This window comes from Pseudoalteromonas sp. T1lg75, from assembly GCF_002964705.1.
Taxonomy (GTDB): Bacteria; Pseudomonadota; Gammaproteobacteria; order Enterobacterales; family Alteromonadaceae; genus Pseudoalteromonas.
The window spans coordinates 59612-85493 of sequence record NZ_PQCD01000033.1 but is presented as its reverse complement, the minus strand read 5'-3'; the positions used below and the strand labels follow the sequence as shown (position 1 = coordinate 85493).

The following is a 25882-nucleotide window of genomic DNA, read 5'->3' as shown; positions in this document are numbered from 1 at the left end:
CAAATCCACCTGTGTCGCTCTACAAGTAATAGACTAGTCTTTCATTAAGGTTCGATTATGAAGCTCACCCATCTGGCCTATGCTCTTGGCCTGACCCTGGCTCCGAGCGCGTTTGCCAATGACGCGCACACCCTAAAACTTGAGGACGTATTTAACCTCGAATACGCCAATCAAATAGACATCAGCGATGACGGCGAGACGGTCTACTTTGTGCGTAACCGCATGGATATAAAAACCGACCGCAAGTTCAGCAATATTTGGCAGGTTGATAGCGGCTCTAAGCAGCTTCAGCCCGTGACCAGCGGCGTGCATCAGGACTTTGCTCCGGTGCTTTCACCGAGCGGGGATCGCCTGGCCTTTATCTCGACCCGCGACGGCAGCCCGCAGCTCTATGTGAAATGGTTAAGCACGGGTGCGCTCAGCAAAATCAGTAATCTCACCCAAAGTCCATCGCAACCGACCTGGACGCCGGATGGTAAATCCCTGGTGTTCAGCATGTTCGTGCCCGCCAAAGCCAAAAATCCGGTCAACTTGCCGGGTAAACCCGAGGGCGCCCAATGGGCAGATCCGGCCGTGTTTATCGATGATGTGTACTACCGCGCCGACGGCGCCGGTTACAGCAAGGCGGGCTACAGCCACCTGTTCAGCATTCCCGCCGACGGCGGCAACGCCACCCAGTTAAGCTCGGGGGATTTTGACCACGGGGGTGCCCTCAGCTTTAGCGAGGATGGCAACACCTTGTATTTTGCCGCCAACCGCCACCGCGAGCACGACCTTAAACCCATTAACACGGAAATCTACAGCCTTGATTTAAAGAGCAAGGAAATCAACGCAATAACCGACCGTAATGGCCCGGATAGAAGCCCAAGTGTGTCTCCTAATGGCCGCTACCTTGCCTACGTGGGTTACGACGATAAGGGCACCAACTATGAAAACGCCCAGCTGTATATTCGCGATTTAAGCAACGCCGACACCCAAAGCCTCACCGCCGATCTGGACCGCTCGGTAGAGCAGATCCAATGGGCGGACAATGGCCGCGGCCTGTACTTTAGCTATGACGATCAGGGCCAAACCACCCTGGCTTATCAGCCGCTGCGCGGTAAGCGTAAGGTGCTCACCGAGCAAATCGGCAGCGTCTCTTTTGGCCGCCCCTACTCCGGCGGCGACTTTGACGTAAGCGCTAACGGTGATGTGGCCTTTACCCTGGCCGACACCCAGCGCCCTGCGGATGTGGCCGTTAATAAGCGCGGCAGTACCCGGCGCCTAACACAATTAAACGAGGATGCGTTGGGCGATAAAACCCTGGGTAAGGTAGAAGAGCTGTGGGTAAAGTCCAAGCACGATGGTCTGGGCATTCAGGGCTGGGTGGTCTACCCGCCGGAATTTGATGCCGACAAGCAGTATCCGCTGATTTTAGAGATCCACGGCGGCCCGGTGGCCAACTATGGTCCGCATTTTAGCGCCGAAGCCCAGCTCTTTGCCGCTAAGGGCAATGTGGTGCTGTATATGAACCCGCGCGGCAGCGACTCCTACGGGAAGCAATTTGCGCAAACCATACACCACAACTACCCCAGCAATGATTTCGACGACCTGATGACCGGAGTGGATGCCCTTATCGACAAGGGCTTTATCGACACAGATAAACTCTTCGTCACCGGCGGCTCCGGCGGTGGGGTGTTAACGGCCTGGACCGTCGGCCATACCGATCGCTTCGCCGCGGCCGTGGTTGCCAAGCCGGTGATCAACTGGTTTAGCTTTGTACTCACTGCTGACTTCTATCCCTTCTTTACCGATTATTGGTTCCCGGGAAAACCTTGGGATCATATGCAGCATTATATGGAGCGTTCACCCATTAGCTATGTGGGTAACGTAAAAACACCGACCATGCTGCTTACCGGCGAAGCCGACTACCGCACGCCGATTTCGGAAACCGAGCAGTTTTATCAGGCCCTTAAGCTGCAAGGGGTGGACACCGCCATGGTACGTATTCCCGATGCCTCCCACGGCATCACCGCGCGCCCGTCTAACCTGATGGCCAAGGTTGCGTATATTCTTTGGTGGTTCGAAAAGCATGGCGAGAAAGACGCCGAATAACCTGACATCGGCATAAAAAAAAGCGTGGCTCACCAAAGTGACCACGCTTTTTTTAACATTATCGGCTGTATGGAGTTAGTAAAAATATGATCTGAAATACCCTCCGACAAACACGTCAATCAATTAAGTCATTACCTGCCTGCAGGGCGTCTATTTCGAGACTGATTACTTCTTCTGCCTTGACCTTCACCCTGGCCTTGACCCTGACCTTGTCCCTTCCCTTGGCCTTGCCCCTTCCCTGCGCCACTTTGCTTACGTTGGTTGTTTGAGTTCGCAGGACGACGACGCGCTTTGTTAGCGTGGTGGGAGTGACCTCGTCTATCGGTTTGTTCTTTGCTTTTAGCCGGCGCATTTTGTGCGTTACTTTCTGAAGCCTGAGATTGGCCGTCAACACTCACTTTAGGTTTTTTCGGCTTCTTCGGTTTCTTTGGCTTAAGCGGTTTGAGGGTACTTTCAGGCAACTCATTCGTTGGCTCAAATCCGGCAATTACTTTTCTTGGTAACAATTGCTGGATTAGGTTTTCGATGTCATTTAGATCTTTGGCATCATCGGCAATCACAAAAGAAATAGCCAAACCAGAAGCCCCAGCTCGGCCTGTTCGACCAATACGGTGCACATAGTCTTCTGCAATGTTGGGAAGATCGTAGTTAATCACACAGGGCAATTGATCTATATCTATGCCTCGCGCGGCTATATCCGTGGCAACGAGCGCCTGTATGCTGCCGTCTTTAAACCCGGCCAAGGCCTTGGTTCGGGTGCCCTGGCTCTTATTGCCGTGAATTGCCGTCGACGGGATGCCACGATTTTCTAGATTACGGGCAATACGGTTGGCACCGTGCTTGGTGCGGCTAAATATCAGTACCTGCTGCCAATCATTTTCTTTTATCAGATGGCTCAACAAGGCCGTTTTACGGGATTTATCGACCGGATACACCCACTGCTCAACGGTTTTCGCCGTTGTATTGGGCGGTACGACTGAAATCTCGAGCGGATCAGTCACTATGGTCTTGGCTAAATCGCGAATTTCATCGGAAAAGGTCGCCGAGTAAAGTAAGTTCTGACGCTTTGCCGGTAGCAATTTAATTATCTTGCGAATATCGTGAATAAAGCCCATGTCCAGCATGCGATCGGCTTCATCCAGCACCAGCATTTCGAGCTGATTAAACTTGATGGCGTTCTGCTGATACAAATCGAGTAGTCGTCCTGGGGTGGCAACCAAGATATCTGCGCCGCGGCGCAACTGCATCATCTGTGGGTTAATCTTCACCCCACCGAATACCACGGAGTAACTCAGTGCTAACTGCTTACCATAGGTTGCAACGCTCTCGCCGACCTGCGCCGCGAGCTCTCTCGTGGGTGTCAGCACCAGGGCGCGAACATTATTATTTTGCGCACGCTGGCCTTTACTGAGTATTTCCAGCATGGGTAAGGTGAATCCAGCCGTTTTACCCGTGCCGGTTTGCGCTGCCGCCATCACATCTTTACCGGATAATACCGCGGGTATGCCTTTGGCCTGAATAGGCGATGGGTGCTTATAGCCCTGCTGCTCCACCGCTTGCAGTAGTTGTGGCTGCAGGCCTAGGTCGCTAAATTGAATATTATCGTCGGATTGAATAGAAGTGGTCACTGGCGCTGATTGTTTGTTGGTCATATAAACTCGGTATGGGTGGCAAAATACGGCTGACGGTTATTTCACCAGAAAAGGTTTCGGATGCGAAGATTAAAGGACTCTGGCCACAATTACAAAGATAACCCACACTTTTTCACTTATTTCTCACCCAATGGGCACTATTGATGCCAAATTCAATGCACATGCCCTTCCAAGCTGATGACCAAAATTAGCCTTTTTTATGCAGTAAATGAGCGCGAACGGCCTCGCGTATCTGAGTATGTAACTCCATGACCCGGTTAATATCGACTAGATTGAGGGAGATGTTTTCCAGCATCACAAGATTCAGGTTAAATTCCGGATAGTGAAGCGACATGGACATATACCCGGGTAAATATCCGGTGTGGCTGTATTCTGTAAGGTCGTCGTCACTGTTGAGCCTTAGGCCATAGCCATAGCTCATGTTCGGCCAGAAAAACTCCATCTTGGTATGCGCGCGCGTCATCAGTTCATAGCTCTTGGGGCTGAGCAATTCGCCGGAATGCAATTGATGCGCAAACGAGGCAAAAGTCGGTGCCGAGGCTATCAAGCCTCCACCAGGCAGTAAGGATCCGTCGATATCTATGTTCGCAGGAATTAGCGTCTCGGCTTCATCGAAGCCAACGGCGAGTGTCGGCAGGTTGCGACGAATATGCTCAATACTCCCTGTTTTGGCGTACAGCGCATTAAGCTGATTGTCCTTGGCGAATTGCGCCACCTGCTCAGCGAATGCTTGCTTGTTTACCTTTTCAAGTAGTTGACCTAAAAGGGCATAACCCTGGTTGGAATATTGAAACTGGCTCCCGGGCGCAAAGCGATTGGCTTTACCCAAAGCATCAACGCCTGATGTGTGGCTGAGCAGATGATGCAGGGTAATTCGCTCGTCGTATCTGTCGGCATTTTGATTAGCGCCGCCGCTGGTTTCATCCGCAAAAAGATAACTATTGAGTGAGCGCGTTAAATCCAGCTTACCGGCATCAAACGCCCGCAATACCAAGGTGGCGGTGATTTGTTTAGAAAGGGACGCCACGACAAAACTGGAATTTTGATCAATCCCCTCGCCTTTTTGCAGTGTTAATTGCACCTTGCCATCTTCAAGCAAAATCACGCTGCCGCTAAATGGCTGTGATGCATCATCAATCAGCGCTTTGATGGTGGCGCTTAGGGCACTTAGAACTTGTGACTTCATTTGAGATTTCACACTCGCCTGGGCGGGCTGTAAAGGGGCTTTACTGTGTGTTGTGTCGGCCAGGCTATAGCCGCTAGGGCTAAGCAAAAACAAAGTGCTGCTCAGAAGTGTGGTGGTGATAGGAAGACCCATGCGTTGTCCTTAACCCAATTAGCGATAATGATGTAACCTCGTCAGGCTGATATCTTGTTTCAACCTTATGTTCATACCATGCATCCTGAATCTAGCCAGTTGAATTGTAAAGGCATTTTTAATCGAAAGTAACTGTGCGCAAACGTAAAGAGCTCACCGGGCGTGCAAATAGGAAGCTGTGTTGCGATAAAAATCGAAGCTGGCAAAAGTGCGTATGCTTTGTTATCAATACAGGTAATAAAAGAGTGAAGATGCCCCAAGATAAGAGCAGGTCACTTCAATATGTGATTCACAGCAACGGCAAAGAGCGAACGCGAGCCCAGTCGCTCACAGACCCTAAATAAAAGGAAGAATCTATGAAGAACATAACGACAAAAGCTTTTGCTTTGTCGCTGCTTATGGCATCGACTTATGGGCAAACCGAGGACGCCGATAAGACCCTAAGGCTGGATAATACGCCGTTTAAAAACAGCGAAATCTATTGCGAGAACGATAAAGAATTGCACCCGTTTCAAAACGAGTTTGAACTCCTGGATTATTACTCAATGAGCTCAGACGAGGGCGAGCGCCAGGTTATCGTTACCGTAGAAAACAGCTCAAGCGGCGGCCGCTCTCTTAATCACACACATTTTGTGGCCATTCTCGGCAACTGCGAGCATATCAACCCGATGAAGTTCGAACGCAAGTTTAACGGCAAAGAAATCGTCACACTGACGCTTAACTTCGGCTTTAGTAAGTTCCCGATTTTAAAGGTGATTAATCAGCCTTAGGTTTTCCCAAGACGGCGGCAAGTATTGCATTTGCTAAGGTGGCTAACTTCAAAATCGCAGTTAATTTGCGGCTGAATATAAATCCATTCCCCACCACCTGAAACCGCCAGAATCAATTTTTGCACTCGGACTGGTATTCATAAAGCTAGTCACACCATTGCCTCAATTGCTCGGCACGGATTTGTTCTTCCGGGTTAGCGTAATGACTTGCTAACACCCTGCTAAGCTGGCAGGAGGCATCTGTATAGCCCAATTGAATAGCCCTGTCATACCAGTCGATAGCAAGCCGAATATTTTGCTCCTGACCGAAGCCTTCATAGAGCATATTGGCAAAAGAGAACGCAGACTCACCGCTGTCTAGATATTCTGCTGCTTTGCGCGTGTACTCAAAAGCTTTGGTTGCATCAGCCGTAACCCCTTTGCCATGACGATAAAGTTTTCCTAATTCCAATGCTGCCACACTCAAGCCCTGGTTAGCGGCTAGTTCGAAAAAATATTTAGCCTGCATAACATCTTTCTCAACACCATCACCGACTAAATACATGAGCCCCAACTTGTAGCGGGCAATCTCATCGCCGCTGTGTTCATGTGCCTGCAGGAAATAGCTAGCAGCCTGCTCTTTATCTATATCGACAGTTTCCCCATAGAAGTACAACTCACCAATAAGCGAATTTGCATCCCATTTCTGATGGGCTGCCCATTCTCGCGCGACATCGAGTTGGTCCAAATAAGGCATATCAGGATATTGTCTCTCTTTTACACAGGGCATAACGTCAAGGTAAGCATCTTCCTGGTGACGTTTAAAGGCCACTAAAAACCACTTACAGGCCTCAACTTGGTTACTTTTTGCTTGGTAATGTGCAGCAAGGTCGTAAGCTATTTGTCCTGAAATTTGAGACATAACCAACCATTCGCGCTCTTCTTCAGCAAATTGTTCCGTCAATACTTCCAGTGCGTTGGGAACTTGTTTATCAACAGCCTGGTAAAAATACATCAAGGCAGTCGCTTTATCATACAAGGGAAGTGACTTATCTAAATAAAGCAGCCCTGTGTCCAAGAGGGCTTGTGGGTACCCTAGTTCCACAGATTTCATAAGGTGTTTTTCCGCTAAATAGGCATCTGGCGTAACGCCTTTTCCTAAGCGGTACATAATACCTAGGTTGCGATGGGCATAAGCATTCCCCATATTTGCTGATTGGGTATATAAAGAAAACGCTTTTTCAAAATCGATGACCTTGCCAATACCATCTCTATAAAACGTAGCTAAATTGTTTAAACCCCACTGTGATCCGATCGCAACCGCTTTTTCATAATAGTATTTAGCCATTACCGCATCGGGGTTGCCGAACTTGCCCGATTCATACATAAAACCAAGGTTTGCATAGGCTGATTCATGCGATAATTGAGCGGCTTTTAGGTAGTAAGATTTGGCTTTTTCTGCATCAGGTGAGACACCCTTTTCACCAAAATCATATATCAATGCCAATACAAATGTTGAGTGAGTCAACCCCTTGGATGCCCCTAACTCGGTCCAAAACAAAAGGGATTTCGCATCTTGGTGTTGCTCAAAATCGTCATACAGAAGCCCAACAAGGGCGCTGAGGCATTGCGTATTGCCTTCACGAGCTAAGGGCTCAAGTAAGCGTCTGGTTTTTTCTGAGTTCGAGGCATTAACGTCGAGCAGAACCTCAGCATATTGACAAATGCTTTTATCAAACCCTTGTTCATAGGAAAGCATGTAGTAATCAAGTGCCTTCATTGTGTCCTGATTCCGTCCATTGCCATTTAAGAATGCATTGCCCATATTAAAAGAAGAGTACATATTGCCTTGGGCAGAGGCTTGTTCCCATAACTGTAAAGCACGAGGGCGTTCGACGGACACACCCAACCCCCAATTGTACAACGCCCCAAGATTATGAATGGCCATTACAGAACCAGCTTCGATAGCTTCTTCATAATACTGACGAGCTAACATGTAGTCCTGTTCGACACCATCAGCTTTCTCATAACGTAAACCCAAAGCAAGCAATCGTTCCGCATTTGCGCTTTTTTCTATGCTACTGTCAGAAGCAAACGCAGATTGAGATAGCATTAGTTTTAACGGGAGGAATAGTAAAAATACGGTTATCAGGCGAGTTGATTTCACTTTCAAACATCCTTATTCAAGTCACACTTTTAAACAAGTTAACACTGTTAGAATCGATACAGAATAAACAATTGCTATAGCATTAAGTTCTTACACAGGGTATTAACGATGAAAGAACTCCCTCTTACCAGTTAAGTCGACTTCATTTATCAGCTAGTACAGCCTTAAATATAACCCATTTACCCTATTTAACGAGTATTGCAGTTAAGATGCTAAAAATTCCTTTTTAAGATAATTTGTACTCAACAATAAGTATCTAGTAATCGATGAAAAAGTAACTTTGCATCATAATTTTAGTAGAGGCTACAAAGGCTTCATTAATCACCCACACACAAGTGGGGATCAGCCGAGACCTGTTCAAACCAGCTGCGCAGACTGTCGATGGCGGCGCGGGTTTTGGCCGCCACCGCATCGCGGTGAGGGGTGACCGCGTACACGCTGTAATGGGGTAAATGCCACTGCGGGCAGAGACGTTTTAGCCTGCCGGCGGCAAGCAAATGACGCACCTCTGGCTCCGGCAGCATGCCATAGCCTATGCCGTCCAAGGTCAACTGAATGACCGCCTGCATATTGTTAACCAGCAAACGCGGCTCATCCAGTGCGTAGGCGGCAGCGTTTTGCTCATGCGTTAAGGTATGGGCAAAACGTTTGCTATTGATATGGCCAATGTGAGTGTGTCCGGTTAAGGCATCGGGCTGTGTTGGCGCCACTTCTGCGAGCGGGTGGGCACTGCTTACACAGGGGATCAATTGCCAGTCGGCCAGGTGTCGGGCAATTAATGTTGAGTCGTGTAAAGGGCCTATACAGATAGCAAGATCAACCCCTGCAGCGATAATGTCGAAGGGTTCATCGGTCAGAGTTAATTGCAGCTCAACTTTTGGAAAACGCTCGGTGAGCTGCTTAATGGGCTGGCTTAACAGGCCGCCGCCAAAGCCAATGGGCGCAACAATTTTCAGCCGCCCCGAAGGCGTGTGCTGTAACTGCTCCAACTGCTGTTGTGCCAATTCGGCGGTGGCCAGTAATTGCACCGCCGAGGCGTAATAGATTTCCCCCGCCTCGGTCAGCGTCAGTTTACGGGTGTTGCGGTTAAACAGCCCCAGTGCGATATCCTGCTCTAATTTGGTGATCTGCTGACTCACCGCCGAGGCGGTCATATTCAACTGCTCCGCCGCACGGCTCATATTGCCCGCCTCCACCGTTTTTACAAACACTTGCAAGGCGCGAGTTATTTTAGAATTCATAGATTAAGCATTTCTTATATCAGCTTTAAGCAAAAGCCAATTGCTCCAAAGATGGTGCCAGCATACCATTAAATGATAATGAATATCATTTCTTTTAATTCGATACCTTATACCAATTCTGTTAAGTATGTGATCAGATATAGCGCTGGTTAAATGATGTGCTAACAAGGCGGGATTTTTCTTATGTAGTTATTCTACATAGATAAATTCCAACGCCGTGAGCATGATATTTAGCCCGCTAGAATGATTAGCTATTTAAGTGAATTGGTATTATTACATCGTCTAGTTGGAGTTTGTAAGTGGCTAAGCGCAGTAAGCTTTGGGATCTCAAAGCCTGGCATTGGATAAGCTCGGCGGTATGCCTATTCGGCATGTTGTTGTTCGCCATCACCGGTATCACCCTCAATCACGCCGGCAGCATTGAAAGCCAGGCACAAGTAACGCAACTCGAAGCCCAGCTTCCCGGTGCAATTTTAACCCAGCTCGCCGCTGCCAATCAGCATGAGCAACTGCCACAAAGTTTTGCCACCTGGTATACAGGGCAAACCAAGCAAACGCTAGCCGCCAATGCGCAAATACAGTGGAGCGACTTTGAGCTCTACGTCGCCATGCCTAAGGCGGGCAGTGATTCCTGGTTTACCGTGGCCCTGGACACGGGCGAGTTTTACCAGGAAGCGACTCATCGCGGCCTGGTCGCCTATTTTAACGACCTGCATAAGGGCCGCAACACAGGCATCTGGTGGAGCCTGTTTCTCGATCTCTTCTCCATTGCCTGTATCGTCTTTTCGCTGACCGGCCTCTTGCTGCTTAAACGCTATGCCAAGGGCCGCAAGTCAACCTGGCCCCTGGTGTTGGCGGGGCTTGGTATTCCCGCTTTGGTACTGGCCATACCCGCGCACGCGGCACAAAGAAGTCAGCTAGAGGTGGAGATCCCCAGACTGACTGTGGCCGAGTATCACCCGCCCTATGTCGCCATCTGGCTGGCCGACGAGCAAGGTAAGGCGGTAATGAACCTGGCGCTCTGGTACGACACCAAAATGGCCGAACGCGAAGGCGAAAAATGGCTTAAAGACTTACGCCTATGGTGGCGTCGCAGCGGCCGCAGCCTAAACCTACCGGTAGATGGTGTAACCGGCGCCACTCGCCGCCCGGGTCAGGTCACGCTCGATTTAAGCCCATTTAAGGCGGATATAGCGGCACTGCCTGCGGGCAGTTACAGCCTGAATATCGAAGCTGCCCGCGAGTTGGGTGGGCGTGAGCTGCTGCGTATGCCAATCACCTTGCCCATCGGCGAATCGATCACTCTCACCGAGCAAGGAAAGCACGAGCTCGGCACTATCACCCTAACCATGGAGCCCAACCAGTGAAGCTAGCTAAATTACTCCCCGCCCTTGTTTGCGCCAGCCTAAGCGCCGGCGTCTTATTCGGCCACAACGCCCACGCCCACCGGGTGTGGTTAAAACCGAACACCACTGTGGTGTCCGGAGATGAGGCCTGGATCACCTTCGATGCGGCCATAGCCAATAGCATTTTCAACCCGGATCATCATGCCTATCCACTGCAACGCCTCTTGGCCGTGGGACCCGATGGCAAGGCGGTGGCCATGCAAAACAGCGCCGAACTGCGTTATCGCAGCGTGTTCGACCTGCACCTCACAGAGCCCGGTACCTATCGGGTATTCAACGCCAGCCGCTCTATCGTGGCGCGTTGGGTAGACGAGCACGGAAAACGCCAAAGCTGGCCTGGAAGAGGAAAAACAGGCACGGCGGAGCAATTCGCCCGGCAGGTGCCGAAAAACGCCAAGGATTTGCAAGTCAGTGAAGTCGCTCGTCGACTGGAAACCTTCGTCACCTTAGGTGCACCCAATGCCAACGCCATTGCACCCAGCGGGCAAGGCCTGGAATTGAATGCCCTCACCCACCCCAATGATTTATACGTGGGAGAAGCGGCCGCCATGCAATTTCTTATTGATGGCGAAGCCGCATCGGGCACAAGCGTCACCCTGGTACGCCAGGACGAGCGCTATCGCGACCAGCAGGTGGCCACCGAGCTCAGCGCCGACAAAAACGGTAAAGTCACCCTGGAATTCTCCGAGCCGGGCATGTACTGGCTTGAAGCCGAATATCAAGACCACCAAGGCAAGGCTCCGGCGACCATTCGCCAGGGCAGTTATGTAGCCGTATTCGAGGTGCTTCCCCTTTAAGCAGCAATAACTGGCTATGTAAACGGGCTTTACAGCGTTTCTGTGAGCCCTTTTTTTATTTCCCTATCAACACGCTAGCCTTAGCACATAGATTTAAGCAGCAAACAACATTTACTTAGCTTGCTAACTAAATTAAAATACTTAGCATGCTAACTAAGTTGAGGTTATTGATCATGTCCGATACCCCTTTTCATGAAACCCTGGATTTAAGCCTGTGTGGGCAACTGGGTCGCGTTCACCGTATCTGCCGGCAGGCGATCACGGTGGCGGTGGAGCCCTTGGGTTTTACCCAGCCAAGGTGGACGGCCATGATGTATATGCAGCACCTTGGTGAGGGCTGCACCCAGCACGAACTAGCAACCAGCTTGGCTATCGAAATGCCAAGCCTGACGCGCACCTTAAAGCAGTTGGAGCAAAGCGAGATTATCGAACGCCGAGTCGATAGCCAGGATAAACGTTGTCGGCGCCTGTATTTTACCGAGCAAGGACACCAGCAAATGGCGCTCCTGCGCGCCCGTATAGCCGAGATCAAAACTCACCTCTACCGGGATCTCAGCGACGAGCAACTCAACGGCCTCGCCCTTGGATTGCTCCAACTTGAAGAAAATGCACTAAACCTGATGCAGGAGGAACGAGAGTGAGCCAGCCACGCACCCCTGACCAACAATTTGCCCGTTACGTAAAGGTGGCCATTGCCTTCTTTATTGTGTGCTTTGGCTATTTTATCGTCGCTGACCTTTATATGCCGATGACCCCACAGGCCCGGGTGTACCATCAGGTAACCCAGATCACACCCCAGGTAAACGGCGATATCGTCATGGTGGAAGTAAGTAATAACGAGCAGGTAAAAGCCGGCCAGTTGTTGATGCGCATCAATCCCCGACCTTACGAGTTAGCGGTACAGCAGGCCGAGTTAGCCTTGGCACAGGTACAATTGCAAAACCAGCAGCTCGATGCCGACATCAGCGCCCTAAACGCAGATTTAAGCGCCGCTGAGGCCAGGCACAATGAACAGCAACGCTTACACAAGCGCAGCGCCGCCCTGCTCGCAAGCAAGGCGATTTCCGAGCAGCAAAGCGATGAAATCACCGCCAGCCTGGCCACCGCCAAGTCGCAGGTCAGCGCCATCAAAGCGAAAATCCAGGCTGCCAAGATTAAGCGCGGCGAGCACGGCGACAATAATGTTGCCTTGCAACAGGCTAAAAACGCTCTGGCCCAGGCCCAATTGAACCTAAGCTATACCCAGGTACTGGCGCCCCATGATGGCGTCATCAGCAACCTGCAGGTGACCACAGGTACCTATGCCAAGGCCGGCATGGCCATGACAGGCCTGGTTGCCAACAGCCTGGATCTGGCCGCCGATTTTCGCGAAAAGTCGCTCTACCATGTGAGTATCGGTAAGGCCGCCCTGGTGAGCTTTGATGCCCTGCCGGGCCAGGTTTTTAGCGCCCATGTCAGCGAATTTGCCGCCGGCTCCAGCGATGGTCAGCTTAATGCCAACGGCGCCCTGGCTCAGGTAGAAACGTCAAATCGCTGGGTACGCGACGCACAGCGCCAGCGCATCCATTTGCAACTTGAGCCGCAATCGAACGCTAAATTAACCTACTTACCAAGCGGCTCCCGCGCTACGGTGCAGATTATTCCCGACGGCGGTATTCGTGCCGCCCTCGCCAAGGTGCAAATTAAATTCGTTAGCCTGATGCACTACATCTATTGATGGGCGAGGTGGAATTATGATGCTGACTGCCAACGATGTTCGACAAATGCTGCGTATCGCCAGCGGTGCGACCCTGGGTTTTACCCTAAGTAAGCTGTTCAACTGGCCCATGGGCATCTTTTTTACCGTTTACCCCATGCTGCTGCTGGGAATGGTACCTGTGATCAATGCCCATATTGCCCGCCAGTTTGTCGCCAGCGCGCTCTTTTGTGCCTTTGCGGTTCTGATAGTGCAAGGTCTGCTGGGGTTTCACCCTGTGCTTATGGCGTTGGCGGCATTTTTGGTCTTTGCCTTTTTGTTTTACCAGATGAGTCGTGGCGTGAATTTCTTATTCGGTGCGCTCAGCGTGGTGGGATTGTCGATTCAGTGGCATTTCGCCAGTTATAGCCCCGCGGGCATGGATCTGTATGAGCTTATTTTTAGCAATGTCCTGGCCGTAAGTGTCAGTTTGGGCAGCGCCTATTTGATGCACTGGCTGTTCCCGGACGTGACACCACGCACCCTGCCTCAGCGTCCAGCGAAAGACAATGCCAGCGTGCGTCATGAAGTGCTTCTGTGTGCCAGCGTCACCACAATATCTTTTATAACGTTTCAGGTTTTGGACTTACAAGACTCGGTATCGGCTCAGGCCGCCTCTATCCTGATCCTCCTGCCGCTGTGTTGGAAGGCGGCGGGCATGGCGGGCTGGCTGCGTATCATTGGCACCTTGATAGGCTGTAACCTGGCATTGGGGGCGCAAATTCTGTTGTTTAACTACAGCCAGATTCTATTATTTCCGATCTTGGTGCTGTGGATCTTGACCTTTGTGTTCAGTCGCTACCATGTGCTTGGCGGTGGGCTGCCGGGAATTGGCTTTGGCGTGATCACCACCTTTGGTATTTTGTTCGGACAGTCACTGGCACCGGATCAGGATTTAATCTACAGCGCCCTGTATCGCTTTAGCTCGGTCTGCGTGGCCATCGCCGTGAGCCTATGCCTGGTTTATTTAATACATCACTTGCTCAACCGCTTTAGTGCGACGCGCCATCACACCTATTTTTAGGTCCTTAGATCTTAGGCAGTTTCCTTAATTCCTTGGTACGCCCACGCTGCACTTTTTGGTCGACCCGCTTGCGCTGAGAGCTGCGAGTGGGCTTGGTGGCACGACGCGCTTTCTCGACCTTGGTCGCGGCTAAGATAAGCTCTTTAAGCCTTGCCAGCGCTTCTTCACGGTTTTGCTCCTGGGTGCGGTGACTTTGCGCCTTAATCACGATAACGCCGTCCTTGGTGATACGGCTGTCGCGATAGGCCAATAACCGCTCTTTGTAGAAGTCGGGTAATTTTGAGCGCTTGATATCGAAACGCAAATGGATGGCGGTGGCCACCTTATTGACGTTTTGTCCGCCGGCTCCTTGCGAGCGGATCGCACTGAGCTCGACTTCCCAATAATCTATGGTTACGGTATTGGATATCTGTAGCATCACATATTCATCTTAGCTTAAAGGACTTAGCCTATTATCGACACCTTTAGAGTCTAACATTAGGCTCTGGCGTCACCCAAATTTGCTTTTGCTTAGATGGTGACGAGGACGGCGCAAATCAAGATTTATGAAATGGAGAAAACAATGAAAAAAATGCTATTCGCATTCACCCTGGCTGCCTCCGCGGCATTTAGCTCGGCACAAGCATGGGCGCTGGAGCTTAGCGCAACAGACGTCGAGAAGTTTATTAAAGCAGCCCCTGCGGTTACCAATTGGGCGGATAGCCAGGCGGATATTGATGCAAGTACCCTGCTTGGCGCTCAGCAGGAGCAACAAGGAGACAATACCACGGCCGATAATGCCATGATCGACAGCGCCATTGGCATGCTTAAAGACAACGCCATGTATCAGGAATTTGCGACTCTACTAAGCGCCTACGGCTTTACTCCTGAGCAACTGGTCAGCGTTGGCAGCGAGATCAGCAGCGCCTACCTTGCGAATATAAAAGGCAACCTCTCCGCTGAAAACCAGCAAACGGTCGACCAGGTAATGGGGGGTTTACAAAGCCTTTCCGGCAGCAAAAACAGCGACAGCAATTCACTGTTCGGAAGCTTGGCTAAAGCCAACGAGACCAGCGAAGAAGAGATAAGCGATAATAACCTGTCGGTTGTCAGTGAATACATGCCGCAACTTCAGCAACTATTTAGCGCCTTTGTGCAATAAAAGTCGCTCTTTATCGGCGCAGGACATTCTTTCCTGCGCTTCATTTTCGCTTATTCTTTATAAACACCACCGAGCTCTTCGCAGCCTCGCCCTAACGCGTCATAATAGCGCCATGACAATGGCAATAATAACAACTCCCTATGACTTACCTTCTTGCTACCACCTTGCTATGGGCATTTTCGTTTAGCCTGATCGGCGTGTATCTCGCCGGCCAGGTCGATCCCTGGTTTTCGGTGCTTACCCGTATTGCTTTAGCTACCTTGGTATTTTTGCCCTTTTTACGGATTTCACAATTAAATCCCCATATAGCGCTTAAGCTGATGGCCATTGGCGCGGTTCAGTTAGGCCTGATGTACGCATTTTACTATCACTCGTTTTTATATTTAAGTGTGCCGGAAGTGCTGTTATTTACCGTGATGACACCCTTGTATGTCACCTTGCTTAACGATGCGCTCGAAGGGCGCTTTAACCGGGGCTTTTTTATGGCGGCACTGCTGGCCATTATTGGCGCCGTTGCTATTCGCTACGATGGCATCAATCAGGGCTTTATTGTCGGCTTTGCCATAGTACAGGCGGCAAACCTGTGCTTTGCCAGTGGTCAGGTACTGTATAAGCGCCTGATGGCAAAGCATGACCATCTTACCCAGCACCAGGTGTTTGGCTGCTTCTTTATCGGCGCACTTATCGTTGCGCTTATTTGCTACGGCGTCTTTAGCGACTACAGCCAGCTACCCACAACGCCGACGCAATGGGGGGTGTTGATTTATCTAGGTCTGATTGCCTCGGGTCTGGGCTATTTCGCCTGGAATAAGGGTGCAACCCAGGTCAACGTGGGCACCCTGGCGGTGATGAATAACCTGCTTATTCCTGCGGGCATACTCGTCAATGTGCTGATTTGGAATCGCGATGCCGATATTCTGCGCTTAACCTTAGGCGGCGGCATCATTATGGCGGCGTTGGTGATTAACGAAAAATACATCAACAAGCACCAGTAAAGCTAATTTTGGCAAGGGGGTTTACACCCCCTTTTTTCACTTGGTGGAGGACTAGAGCATACTCTTTAGCACGCCGTCCTTACGAATAAAGTGATGCTGCAACGCCGCCAGTACATGCACCAGGATAAGCACCGCCAAGGTGTAGCCGATAAAGCCATGGAGCTGACGATATAGGGCATACAATTCAATATCAGGGTACAGCGCACTGGGCAAAGTAAACCAGCTAAACACTGCAATTGGCCGTGCGCCATAATATTGCATAAGAAACCCGGTCAAGGGCATCAAGATCATCAAACAGTACAGGGCATAATGAGAGCCAAGAGCCATCGTTTTTTGCCACCGGGGGAGGCTGTCTGGGAGCGCAGGCACGGTCGCGCACCAGCGATTGACTAACCGAACAACCACTAACACGGCAACCAATAGGCCGGTGGCCTTGTGCAGTGTTAGTAGCTCTAGCTGCCAGACCTCTAAGCTTTTAACCATGGTCATACCGGCACTGAGAAGGGAAATGATCAATGCCGCCATTGCCCAATGGAGTATGCGCATAGAAGCGCTAAAACGGGTTATTTTTTTATTCATCTCGCCCCTCCTCCACGTCACCCGCAAGCACCTCAACGGCACGACGGCGATATGACTCGGCGTAGGCGGCTGAGCGCGCCCTTAATATTGGATCTTTCGTCGCTTCAATGCCCTGAGGCAGCACCAAGGGATCGTAATTAATCCCATCGCAACGTCCACCTTGCTGGGCTTGCCACTGTGTGATCTTTATCTGCCCGGCAATCATTTGCTCACGTGTCTGAGGCCAACGTTTTGCAGGGTTATGCTCATCATCTTGCTCGGTGGCCAAGGTGAAAACCCAATCAAACATAACCGGGCCATCAGATAACTGCTGTTTAAACTCGTTAAATAATGCATTGTCCCCGGTAAAACTTGTTTTTAAGCTCGATGTACTGGCATGCGGCTTAACCTCCCAGCGTACGGCCTGACGTTGGTTCTGTTCATCAACTAAATAAAACGCATTGATACTATGATAGGTTTCCAAAGCAAAGCTGCTGCTGGGTTGATAGTTTGCTTTCCACTGCAGAAAGTCAGCACTCTCAGGATGCGCTTCAAAAAATGCCCCAATCGCCTCGGGCCCTTTTTTTATCGCGACAATTTGTTGGTAGAAATCATGTGGATTGGCGACGGCCACCACAGGGGGCGTATTCATGGCAACGCGCCACTGCTTAGTTTGGCTGGTCGCAAAACTCAGCGCCAGGCTGCGCACCGGGGCTTTTAAGTCAGGAGCATACGGGTTGTTGCCAGCAATAGACAAGCGCCCTATAAACGGCGTTTTGGACGACTTAAATACACTTGCTGTGCTGTAACGGGATAAATTGCCGTTAGAGACGAATTCACCGCTAATGCACATTCCTTTTGCGTGTGCTCGGCGATACCCCGGGTAGGTGCTCTCCCCTTGTTGTAAATCGACAAACTGCTGTGCACTGACCCTGGGCACATCGGCAAAAGCAGGAAGAGTAATTAGTGAAAATAACAGAATAAGATACTGTTTCATGATGATTTATCCATAACTGTAAGCGCTCCACATCATGCTTAAGGAAGGTAATAAAAGACTTCTTAGGTGACCCGAGAGAACAAGGTTTTATTTCATCGAATACAATTATTTATGCGATTAGGGCATGAGTAGGCTCGCCACACGGGCCTGTAAATTTGGAATAACTTCATGCTCAAACCAGGGGTTACGCTTTAACCAGATATTATTGCGCGGGCTTGGGTGGGGCAGCGCGACCGTTTCTGGCCATTGGCTACGCCAGTCTAATACCGCTTCGGTCACGGTTTTATAGCGCTTTTGCAGATGATAGGTCATGGCATACTGGCCAAGCACCAGGGTCAATTGTCGCTGTGGCAAGGCCGCTAGTATCTGCGCTCGCCAGGTGGCGGCGCACTCTGGACGTGGCGGCAAATCACCTTGTTTACCGCTGCCGGGATAGCAAAAGCCCATGGGTACAATGGCAAAAAGACGCGGATTGTAAAAGTCTTGCTCCGTCACCCCCAGCCATTGCCTTAGACGCACACCACTGGCATCGTCGAAAGGTCTCCCTGCGTTATGTGCATGGATCCCCGGCGCCTGCCCGGCTATGAGTATTTTCGCATCACCATGCAATTGTAATACGGGTTTGGGCGGCAAGGGCAGATACTCTTGGCACAAGGTGCAGGCGCGGATTTTTTCGAGTAATTCCATGGTGTTTGATACTAGTAGGCTTTATGAAAGACTAGATGATGAGGTGGTGGGCCGGCAACCAAAATATCCCTCACCGGCACTTAGAGATCAGATTTTTACTAACTTACAGCCGGTCTACCTCTTACCTTAGCATTAGTTGGTAAGATAGTGATCTAAACGGGATCAGGATTTTACCAACTAACACCGTCAACGCCTGGATGGCCTCGGGGGTTGGGAAGCTACGCTAGGCTACTTACATACTGAGACGCTCTTTAGGGATGCCAGAAACAAAGGGGCCGTTAATTGCCCCTCTAAAAATCCGCCATGCAATAAAACTAATTTTTACCAACTTTTTTATCAAATGAGTTTTACCCCCAGAGCCAGATCATCATTTTACTAACTCCACCTCTCTCACTTGGTAAAATAATGATCTGTAAACCCCCTTTACAACTTTATGATGACTCCTTTCACCTTCCGTGCCGTTAGTTAATGAGTCACCATGATGAGTTTATCCACGGCGAAACCTCGCGCTGCCAGTTCTCTTTTAAAGTCTTCGACACGCGCCGGGTCAACTTGCGGTGTTCTGGCCAGTAACCAAGCGTAATCCGTGTTAAAGCCGCTGATGTAGGCATACTGATATGCTTCCTGGTCCAGCTTAAACACCACGTATGAAGAGTAGAAAGGGCCAAAAAACGACACTTTTAAATGCCCTACATCGCTCCCGTCCACAAATTTAGCCTTGCCTTCGGCACTGCTCCATTGCCCTGCCTCGGCATTAAAACCCTTGTTGAGAACCTTCACCGAGCCGTCTTCGTTGATGCTGTAAGTGGCTGTCACCTTGGACAGGCCTTCTTCGAAGGAGTGTGGCATGCGGGCAATTTCATACCAGGTACCGGTATAACGGGAAAGCTCAAACGGGCTGACCGGCGTTACCTGCTCGGGCATAGAGGTACAGGCGCTGAGCAACAGAGTTAGTAAAATTATGATCTTGTTGAATATGGCCATTGTTATGATATTCCTTATGTTTATTAATCTAATCAATGTAGCTGTATACGTAGTAATAAGTATAATTGGATCGATATTTTACTAAGGGAAAAGCGAAAATTATGTCGCAGGCTATAGGATTTGGTGCCGCCGATGCTGCCATCCGCGTTTATGTGAAAAATCGCCCTCCCCTTGTCGAGTTTCAACAACTCGACACCCTATTGGCGTTGGATAAAGAAGCCATAGAAAAAATTAACGCCGAAGCCGGCAATGGCTGGCGCAAGGTGTTTAATGTCTACGCAAAATGGTTGTTTGCGCTGCACGGCGCACAAGGCATGGTGGGAGAGTTAGAAAGTTGGCAACAATTACGGGATCAGCTGCTGCTGCGCCAGCACAGCAATACGGCCTTACTGTTTAGCACACCTGAGTTCGACAACCAGGCCTTACATGTATTGCCGGTCGCACCTATGCGCAGGAGCTGGCCGCACAGCTGGCACTTGGTATAAATCTGATCTGGTTGGATAAGGAATTTGCCGTGGAGCAGAAAAATGGAGTGATAGTTTGCCCTTATTTTGATTATCGCCAGCTAAGCAATATAAAAATCGCTAAGCTGTGTCAGCTGATAAACGAGCTACTGCCGGGTGTCACCAAAGGTTACACCACAGGTCACACCGAAGATACCAGCGTTGGCTTTGCCAAGGACTAGGTGTATACCTAGTCCTTATTATCCTATCTATTGGCAACGCACTGCATAACCGCTGAAGCTGAGAGCCTTAAAATAACACTGAGCGGTGCCAAAGCCGGTCTGATTTAACAGCTCCGCTAGGCGCATACGATCAAGCGGATAAAACTCGTGCTCAAAGCTATGCCGAGTACGCTCTACGCCGATATCGGTCAGGCCTAGCTGTTGGCAAACGATAAACTGCGCATCGCGCTCAAAAGGCGTCTGCGGCTTCATCAGATCCGCCAACCACATCCAGGCCCCGGGTTTTAAGCGCTGGCGCATGGCACTTAATAAGTCGGCCTTATCGCCATTATCGGCAACAAAATGCAATACCAGTAAACACAGCGCCGCGTCGAAGCTGCCTTCAAGCTCATCCACGCTGCCACAATGACATTGCACCCTATCGCTTACTCCCGCATCCTCGAAGCCCAGCCTGGCAATCTTCAACATGTCGGCGGAAATATCCTGGGCCACAAAGCGCAGCTTGGCATTGGCTTTGGCCAAGGCGATGATCTCGGTGCCGGTTCCGGCGCCGACCACAAGCACCCGGGCATCCTCGTTAAGGGCTGCCTGACACTGGGCCTGGGTTAACTGCTGCAATAGGTCGTAACCCGGCACCAGACGACGAATACGTTGGTCATAATTACTGGCTTCTTCACCTAAAAAACTGGGCATAATGGTTCCTTAATTTGACTATTTTTAGCTTATAGCTCATTCACAGCGTATCTGCGAATATCCGCCAGGGCGTTTTACCACCTTGATTTGCGTGGCCACCCGCTCCGTGAGCTCGGCAACGTGGGAGATCACCCCTACCTTGCGCCCCTGCGCCTGCAGGTTATCGAGCGCATCCATGGCAACACTCAATGTCTGAGCATCCAATGTGCCAAAGCCCTCGTCGATAAACAAGGACTCAATCTTCACCTTGTTGGAAGACAGAGATGCGAGCCCCAATGCCAGCGCCAGAGACACTAAGAAGGATTCACCACCGGAGAGCGTATTGACGCTGCGCTGCTCGTCGGCCATGTCCTGATCGATAATGGCGATATCCAAGGTGCCGGGGATACGGGTGAGACGATAACGTTTTGACAAGGTTTGCAAATGTTGGTTTGCATAGGCGAGCAAAATGGCCAGAGTCTGGCTTTGAACCAGGTTACGTAAGCGCTTACCCTGAGCATCACCCAAGGCGCTGTTGAGGGTGGCCCAGGTACTGAGCTCGGCTTGGAGCTGCTGCAATTGTTCAGCCTGATCGGCCAACTTAGCGACGTTCTGACGATGATTCTCAAGCTTGGCGGCAATAAGCGTTAATGCTTGCTGTGTTTGCTCATATTCATTGTCTAGGGCCGCTTTGTGTGCCTCTATGTCGCCTTGCGCCAGCTGCGGGCGCTGTTGCTGATGGGCATTCTGGCGTTGCTGCGTTTGCGCCAACTGCGCCTCCAGGCGCACCTGTTGTTGCTGCAATGTCCGTTGCTGAGCCAGCAGGGCATCAACCTCGGCGCCATCTCGACTTAGTAAAACTCGGATCTGCTCCCGGTCAATTTTGTTCTCGGGCGTGAAGTGTTCACTGCACCAGCGAGTAAAGGTGGCTTCCAGGTCGTTTAAATCCAGCTGTAACTGAGAGCAATTTTTTACCAAGTGCTCGTATTCATTAAGCTCGCGCTCGAGTCGGCTGTGCTCCTGCTGTAGCCTGTGCTGCGCCCCTTGCAAGGCGCTGGCGCGGTGCTCCAGCGCTTGCTCCAACTCGTGCAGCAATTGCTGCGGCTGCTGATCTTGCGCGATTAGAGCATGGCGTTGAGTTAGTAAATTAGTGATCTCTGTCTCTGCGTTTTGTTGCTGCTGAGTCAAAGTCTGCTGCTGGGCGTGGCAGGAGGACAACTTGGTAAAAATCTGATCCAGCGCTGGTTTATTGTCACTAAGCTGCTGTTGTAGCTCGGATATTTTTACCTGCGCCCGATCAAACTCTTGTTGTCGCTGCTGCAACTGAGGCCAGTATGAGGCCAGATATGCGGGATCCTCTTGCCACCAGGGCGCGTCGGCAAAGACTTCGCGCAGCTGTGCGATACTTAGCTGGCAGCGCCGCTGCTCGGCACTGAGCTCATCATCAAGACGCTGATACTGTAACTGCTGTTGCTGACTCTGCTGTTCAAACTGGCGCTGTTGCTGCTGTTGCTGTTGCGCCTGCTCTCTTCCCTGCTGTAACGCGGATCGTATTTTTACTAACTCCTGCTCCAGGGCAATGGCGGTTTGATACTGCTGTTCCAGAGCCTGCAACTGCTCATTGAAATACGGCTCGCTCAATTGCTCCGTGGCCAGCTCAGGGCACAGAGACGACAGCTGCGCGCTTATCTGTTCCTGTTGCTGCTGCGCCTCTGTAAGGCTCGTAGCCAGGGTACCAAGTTGTTGCTCGGCCAACCGGGCTGCAGTTTGCAACTCGTGGCTGTGGGTTAAATACTGATCCAAGGCCTCTTTAGCCTGCTGACGCTGGCTGGCAAAATCAGCCAAAAGGGCCTCAAAAGCGCTGTTTTGGCCTGCCTCAACGGCGAATGGATGCTCGCAGGAGCCACACACCATACAAGGCTCGCCTTGATTTAACTGAGTACGTAAAGCGCTGATCCTTTCACTGGCGCGCAATTGCACCTGGTGATAGGCCTGCTCGGCGTTTTTGACCTCTTGCTGCAATAATTCCGTTTGCCTTTCGCGCGGCTCAAGTTGTGCTTCGTACTGCGCGAGTTGTTGCTTATATTGCGTTTGCTGTTCGCGCCAATGAGCTATTTTAAGGCCCAGAGATTGCCACTGCCGATAGTGTGCTAATCCCTGTTGCCAGTCATTGAGACTGTGTTGCAGCGCTGCCGGTGACCGATGCTGCAATTGTTGCTCAAGTTGCGCTATGCGCTGTTCCTGTTCAGCGTTCGCGCCATGAGTCAAAGCTAATTGCTCGGCGAGTCTTTTAAGGCCACTATCGAGTTTTAGGAGCTCGCTTTTATGTTCCTGTAACTGCTTATTTTTTTGCTCTCGTGACTGATAATAAAGGGTGATCGGCTGCCATAGATGCTGATAGTGAGACCAATTTTTTACTAACTCTACAAGCCAGGGCTGAGTGCTCAGTTGCTCCTGGCTTTGCTGTAACTGTGCTTGCCACTGCTCGGCACGCCGTTGCAACTGCTCAGCTTGCCCTTGCAACTGGTGTTGCTCGCGGTTTTGCATCATCAGCTGTTGCTCACGATCGGCCTGTCCCTGGCGAAGTTGCTGCACTTTAATATCCAAGGTAATGGCCTGCTGCAAAGCTGGCTTTTGCTCATTGAGGCGACTCTGCAGTTGACGGTGTTCCAATTCGGCCTGTTTTAACTGTTGCTGTGCCAGCTCGGTTTGCGCTTGTGCATCGGAGCGCTTTAATGTCTCTAAGCGCTGTTCATCTTGCTGCAAACGCTGCGTCAATCGTGCGGTATTGCTTATATTGTCGCTAATTTGTCGACACCGGGCACTCAGCTCGACTTGTTTAAACTCGCCCTGACGAAGCTTTAATTGCTCGCCCACCTCGCTTAGCTGCCCTTGCAGGGTATGCAGCTCGCTCTGCATGCTTTGCTCGTTGGTAAACCATTGCAACTGCTGCTGATACACATCGCTTTGTTGTTTGCGTTGCTGTTGCTCCTGGGTTTGCTGCTGTTGCTGTTGCTGCAAACTGGCGAGCTCGTCGTCGCTCAGCAGATGCACTGCATTCATATTGGCTTGGAACAGGGTCACCTCATTGAGTTTACCCTTATAGCCCTCAAAAACCCGCTGACCGACGAGAGAGTATTTTTGTGTTCCGCTTAAACGCTCCAACAATGCCGCACGTTCGTCTCCCTGCGCCCGCAAAAAGGCCGCAAACTCGTTTTGTGCCAACATCACGGCTCGGGAGAACTGATCAAAGTTAAGACCAACCAAACGCTCAATGTATTTTTTAGTTTCCGACTTGGAATCGCAAACCAGCTGCTCACTGGGCAGTTGATAAAGCGCATGGGTGGGGGCTTGCAGTCGCCCCTGGGCTTTTTTACGTGCCCTTGTCACCTGCCATAAGGCTCGATACTGCTGTCCGTCTATGGCATTAAAGTCCACCTTCACCCAGCCTAGGCCGGTGCCGCGACGAAGCAGATGACGAGGGTCATTAAGGCGCACGTTATCACCATTAAAATCGACCTTCTGAGTATTTTCATTGCTCAGACGTGCGGTCTTGTCATAGAGCGCAAGACACAGGGCATCAAGCAGGGTGCTTTTGCCGGCACCGGTATCGCCGGTGATGGCAAACAAACCGGTATCGCTCAGCGGCGCCTTGGTGAAGTCGATGTCCGCATCCACCAAAGAAGCCAGGTTATGAATTTGCAGGCGATTAATCTTCATGACTTAACTCCTGCTCAACATCGGCAACTAACTGGGAAAACAGAGTTTTAATTTCATCATTGAGATCCTCCTCGCTTAGCTCAGCGTGTTCCTCAAGGGCCACGGACAACAGGTGCTCGGCATTAAGTCGCTCAAGTTGAGTAAGGTCCTGGAGTTCTATCTCTTCCTGCCTTGATTGCTGTTGCGTCCTTACTCGCTCTATACCGCAAAACAGCATATTCTTCCCCGTTAATGCGCTGTCTATTTGCTCACGAAAGTCCGGGCTCAGCTCTTTACTCGACAAGCGAACACGAATATAGCCAGGTTGCACATTATCGTCGGGCAGGGCGCTCAGCTGCTCACACAGCTCCTTAAGTGGCACCACGTCACCTTCCGGAAGCAGGTGCAGCTTTCTAAAAGCGGGAATGTAAAGGGGGTTGACACTTTGCAGCGCACCATTGGCTACCTCAACCAACAAACATTGATGGCGATAGTTACGCTCACTAAAAGACATGGCGAAGGGCGTACCACTATAGCGGATATGATCTTGTCCATTGACAGACTGCGCCTTGTGCAGATGACCAAGGGCAACATAGTTGGCCTCCTTGGGGAAAACATCGGCACCTATTGCATCTTCACCACCGATCACCAAAGCGCGCTCTGAGTCTTCGCTAACCGCCGCGCCGCGAGCATGTAAGTGCCCCATGGCAATAATATTGGTATTGGCATCGAATTCGCTGTTCGCCAACATATCGCTATAGGCTTGTTGCACCGAGACACTGTAGCTTTGGCTGGTGCCGGCGATATCACAGGCACGCAAATAGGGAAGTGCCAATATTAGGCAATGTTGGCCATTCTTGGTGATGTTCACGGCACTCAGCTCGGGCGCTTGCTGCTGAAAGTGACCGATGACCTGGGTATCGAACTGGGCCAGCAGGGGCTGTGCCGTGGTGATACGCTTAGCGGAGTCGTGATTGCCGGCGATCACCACTATCTCGAGCTCGGGGCAGGCCGATTTAGCTGCTTCTATAAACTGATAAAACTGCTTTTCGGCCTGACTAGGGGGCGTCGCGGTATGGTAAATATCACCGCTGATCAGCAGGATATCAACGTCCTGTTCGCGCAGTTGCGTGAGTAGCCAGGATAAGAACGCCTGATGTTCATCAATGCGTTCATGTTCGTAAAAAAGCTGCCCAAGGTGCCAATCTGAGGTGTGAAGTAAGCGCATGAAATAAAGTGATTAGACTTATAATGTCCTCACTATATCACGGAAAACTTGTT

The 25882-nt window shown here is 50.7% G+C and carries 21 protein-coding genes and 1 pseudogene; 10 read left to right on the top strand and 12 right to left on the bottom strand.

Annotated features, from left to right (window positions below; translation table 11 throughout):
- The first annotated feature begins 57 nt into the window (after positions 1-57).
- Complete coding sequence (locus tag C2M36_RS07090) at positions 58-2094, top strand: S9 family peptidase (RefSeq protein WP_105254322.1); 2037 nt, start codon at positions 58-60, stop codon at positions 2092-2094.
- A 131-nt stretch (positions 2095-2225) separates the two neighbouring features.
- Here C2M36_RS07090 and C2M36_RS07085 read toward each other — a convergent pair whose 3' ends face one another.
- Positions 2226-3692, bottom strand: a complete 1467-nt coding sequence (locus C2M36_RS07085; RefSeq protein WP_105254696.1) for a DEAD/DEAH box helicase — start codon at positions 3690-3692, stop codon at positions 2226-2228.
- Between the two features lie 241 nt (positions 3693-3933).
- Entirely contained in the window at positions 3934-5064 is a 1131-nt protein-coding gene (locus C2M36_RS07080; protein ID WP_105254321.1) for a serine hydrolase domain-containing protein, read from the bottom strand.
- 356 nt (positions 5065-5420) lie between these two features.
- On the opposite strand from C2M36_RS07080, the gene C2M36_RS07075 reads away from it, so the two are divergent.
- Positions 5421-5834: a hypothetical protein gene (locus C2M36_RS07075; RefSeq protein ID WP_105254320.1), complete on the top strand. Its 414-nt coding sequence runs from the start codon at positions 5421-5423 to the stop codon at positions 5832-5834.
- 145 nt (positions 5835-5979) lie between these two features.
- Here C2M36_RS07075 and C2M36_RS07070 read toward each other — a convergent pair whose 3' ends face one another.
- Entirely contained in the window at positions 5980-7980 is a 2001-nt protein-coding gene (locus C2M36_RS07070) for a tetratricopeptide repeat protein (RefSeq protein ID WP_158678870.1), read from the bottom strand.
- A 317-nt stretch (positions 7981-8297) separates the two neighbouring features.
- Positions 8298-9221, bottom strand: a complete 924-nt coding sequence (locus tag C2M36_RS07065) for a LysR family transcriptional regulator (RefSeq protein WP_105254318.1) — start codon at positions 9219-9221, stop codon at positions 8298-8300.
- A 299-nt stretch (positions 9222-9520) separates the two neighbouring features.
- Between C2M36_RS07065 and C2M36_RS07060 the strand changes: the two genes are divergently transcribed.
- The 5 genes from C2M36_RS07060 to C2M36_RS07040 all read left to right on the top strand — a co-directional run bounded on the left by C2M36_RS07060 (position 9521) and on the right by C2M36_RS07040 (position 14183).
- Entirely contained in the window at positions 9521-10588 is a 1068-nt protein-coding gene (locus tag C2M36_RS07060) for a PepSY-associated TM helix domain-containing protein (protein ID WP_105254317.1), read from the top strand.
- Positions 10585-11424 (top strand): DUF4198 domain-containing protein, encoded by an 840-nt coding sequence (locus tag C2M36_RS07055; protein WP_105254316.1) that lies wholly within the window; start codon positions 10585-10587, stop codon positions 11422-11424. The genes C2M36_RS07060 and C2M36_RS07055 overlap by 4 nt, the downstream gene beginning before the upstream one ends.
- A gap of 173 nt (positions 11425-11597) precedes the next feature.
- Entirely contained in the window at positions 11598-12065 is a 468-nt protein-coding gene (locus C2M36_RS07050) for a MarR family winged helix-turn-helix transcriptional regulator (protein WP_105188857.1), read from the top strand.
- Positions 12062-13141 (top strand): HlyD family secretion protein, encoded by a 1080-nt coding sequence (locus C2M36_RS07045; RefSeq protein ID WP_234399111.1) that lies wholly within the window; start codon positions 12062-12064, stop codon positions 13139-13141. The genes C2M36_RS07050 and C2M36_RS07045 overlap by 4 nt, the downstream gene beginning before the upstream one ends.
- A 16-nt stretch (positions 13142-13157) precedes the next feature.
- Positions 13158-14183, top strand: a complete 1026-nt coding sequence (locus C2M36_RS07040; RefSeq protein ID WP_105254315.1) for a DUF2955 domain-containing protein — start codon at positions 13158-13160, stop codon at positions 14181-14183.
- 4 nt (positions 14184-14187) lie between these two features.
- On the opposite strand, the gene arfB is transcribed toward C2M36_RS07040, so the two are convergent.
- Positions 14188-14601 carry an alternative ribosome rescue aminoacyl-tRNA hydrolase ArfB gene (arfB, locus tag C2M36_RS07035; protein ID WP_105254314.1) on the bottom strand — a complete coding sequence of 138 codons (414 nt, stop codon included), beginning with the start codon at positions 14599-14601 and terminating at the stop codon, positions 14188-14190.
- 144 nt (positions 14602-14745) lie between these two features.
- Between arfB and C2M36_RS07030 the strand changes: the two genes are divergently transcribed.
- Both C2M36_RS07030 and C2M36_RS07025 read left to right on the top strand, forming a co-directional pair.
- Entirely contained in the window at positions 14746-15324 is a 579-nt protein-coding gene (locus C2M36_RS07030) for a short-chain dehydrogenase (RefSeq protein ID WP_105254313.1), read from the top strand.
- Between the two features lie 140 nt (positions 15325-15464).
- On the top strand, positions 15465-16319 hold the full coding sequence (locus C2M36_RS07025; RefSeq protein ID WP_105254312.1) for a carboxylate/amino acid/amine transporter: 855 nt from the start codon (positions 15465-15467) through the stop codon (positions 16317-16319).
- A 51-nt stretch (positions 16320-16370) separates the two neighbouring features.
- Here the strand turns inward: C2M36_RS07025 and C2M36_RS07020 are convergent, their stop codons facing one another.
- The 4 genes from C2M36_RS07020 to C2M36_RS07005 form a co-directional block, all read right to left on the bottom strand.
- Positions 16371-16898 (bottom strand): cytochrome b, encoded by a 528-nt coding sequence (locus tag C2M36_RS07020; RefSeq protein WP_105254311.1) that lies wholly within the window; start codon positions 16896-16898, stop codon positions 16371-16373.
- Positions 16891-17874: a catalase family peroxidase gene (locus tag C2M36_RS07015; RefSeq protein WP_199883020.1), complete on the bottom strand. Its 984-nt coding sequence runs from the start codon at positions 17872-17874 to the stop codon at positions 16891-16893. The genes C2M36_RS07020 and C2M36_RS07015 overlap by 8 nt, the downstream gene beginning before the upstream one ends.
- Before the next feature lie 117 nt (positions 17875-17991).
- Positions 17992-18561, bottom strand: coding sequence for a uracil-DNA glycosylase family protein (locus tag C2M36_RS07010; protein WP_105254309.1), 570 nt, complete (start codon positions 18559-18561; stop codon positions 17992-17994).
- A 465-nt stretch (positions 18562-19026) separates the two neighbouring features.
- Entirely contained in the window at positions 19027-19545 is a 519-nt protein-coding gene (locus tag C2M36_RS07005) for a lipocalin family protein (RefSeq protein ID WP_105254308.1), read from the bottom strand.
- Positions 19546-19646: 101 nt separating this feature from the next.
- Between C2M36_RS07005 and C2M36_RS07000 the strand changes: the two are divergent.
- Positions 19647-20230 (top strand): annotated as a pseudogene (locus C2M36_RS07000) (DUF6942 family protein).
- Between the two features lie 27 nt (positions 20231-20257).
- Here C2M36_RS07000 and C2M36_RS06995 read toward each other — a convergent pair.
- Genes C2M36_RS06995 through C2M36_RS06985 form a run of 3 tightly spaced genes read right to left on the bottom strand, consistent with a single transcriptional unit; the run spans position 20258 to position 25829 of the window.
- A complete protein-coding gene (locus C2M36_RS06995; protein ID WP_105254307.1) occupies positions 20258-20923 on the bottom strand; it encodes a class I SAM-dependent methyltransferase in 666 nt (221 codons plus the stop codon).
- A gap of 36 nt (positions 20924-20959) precedes the next feature.
- Positions 20960-24622 (bottom strand): AAA family ATPase, encoded by a 3663-nt coding sequence (locus C2M36_RS06990; RefSeq protein WP_105254306.1) that lies wholly within the window; start codon positions 24620-24622, stop codon positions 20960-20962.
- Positions 24612-25829 carry an exonuclease SbcCD subunit D C-terminal domain-containing protein gene (locus C2M36_RS06985; protein ID WP_105254305.1) on the bottom strand — a complete coding sequence of 406 codons (1218 nt, stop codon included), beginning with the start codon at positions 25827-25829 and terminating at the stop codon, positions 24612-24614. The genes C2M36_RS06990 and C2M36_RS06985 overlap by 11 nt, the downstream gene beginning before the upstream one ends.
- Between the last annotated feature and the right edge of the window lie 53 nt (positions 25830-25882).

Coding starts and splice junctions, on each gene's coding strand:
- C2M36_RS07065 (WP_105254318.1), bottom strand. CDS start 9,221: ATGAATTCTAAAATAACTCGCGCCTTGCAAGTGTTTGTAAAAACGGTG.
- arfB (WP_105254314.1), bottom strand. CDS start 14,601: ATGCTACAGATATCCAATACCGTAACCATAGATTATTGGGAAGTCGAG.
- C2M36_RS07005 (WP_105254308.1), bottom strand. CDS start 19,545: ATGGCCATATTCAACAAGATCATAATTTTACTAACTCTGTTGCTCAGC.
- C2M36_RS06990 (WP_105254306.1), bottom strand. CDS start 24,622: ATGAAGATTAATCGCCTGCAAATTCATAACCTGGCTTCTTTGGTGGAT.
- C2M36_RS07050 (WP_105188857.1), top strand. CDS start 11,598: ATGTCCGATACCCCTTTTCATGAAACCCTGGATTTAAGCCTGTGTGGG.
- C2M36_RS07075 (WP_105254320.1), top strand. CDS start 5,421: ATGAAGAACATAACGACAAAAGCTTTTGCTTTGTCGCTGCTTATGGCA.
- C2M36_RS07015 (WP_199883020.1), bottom strand. CDS start 17,874: ATGAAACAGTATCTTATTCTGTTATTTTCACTAATTACTCTTCCTGCT.
- C2M36_RS07030 (WP_105254313.1), top strand. CDS start 14,746: ATGAAAAAAATGCTATTCGCATTCACCCTGGCTGCCTCCGCGGCATTT.
- C2M36_RS07010 (WP_105254309.1), bottom strand. CDS start 18,561: ATGGAATTACTCGAAAAAATCCGCGCCTGCACCTTGTGCCAAGAGTAT.
- C2M36_RS07020 (WP_105254311.1), bottom strand. CDS start 16,898: ATGAATAAAAAAATAACCCGTTTTAGCGCTTCTATGCGCATACTCCAT.
- C2M36_RS07080 (WP_105254321.1), bottom strand. CDS start 5,064: ATGGGTCTTCCTATCACCACCACACTTCTGAGCAGCACTTTGTTTTTG.
- C2M36_RS06985 (WP_105254305.1), bottom strand. CDS start 25,829: ATGCGCTTACTTCACACCTCAGATTGGCACCTTGGGCAGCTTTTTTAC.
- C2M36_RS07040 (WP_105254315.1), top strand. CDS start 13,158: ATGATGCTGACTGCCAACGATGTTCGACAAATGCTGCGTATCGCCAGC.
- C2M36_RS07025 (WP_105254312.1), top strand. CDS start 15,465: ATGACTTACCTTCTTGCTACCACCTTGCTATGGGCATTTTCGTTTAGC.
- C2M36_RS07090 (WP_105254322.1), top strand. CDS start 58: ATGAAGCTCACCCATCTGGCCTATGCTCTTGGCCTGACCCTGGCTCCG.
- C2M36_RS06995 (WP_105254307.1), bottom strand. CDS start 20,923: ATGCCCAGTTTTTTAGGTGAAGAAGCCAGTAATTATGACCAACGTATT.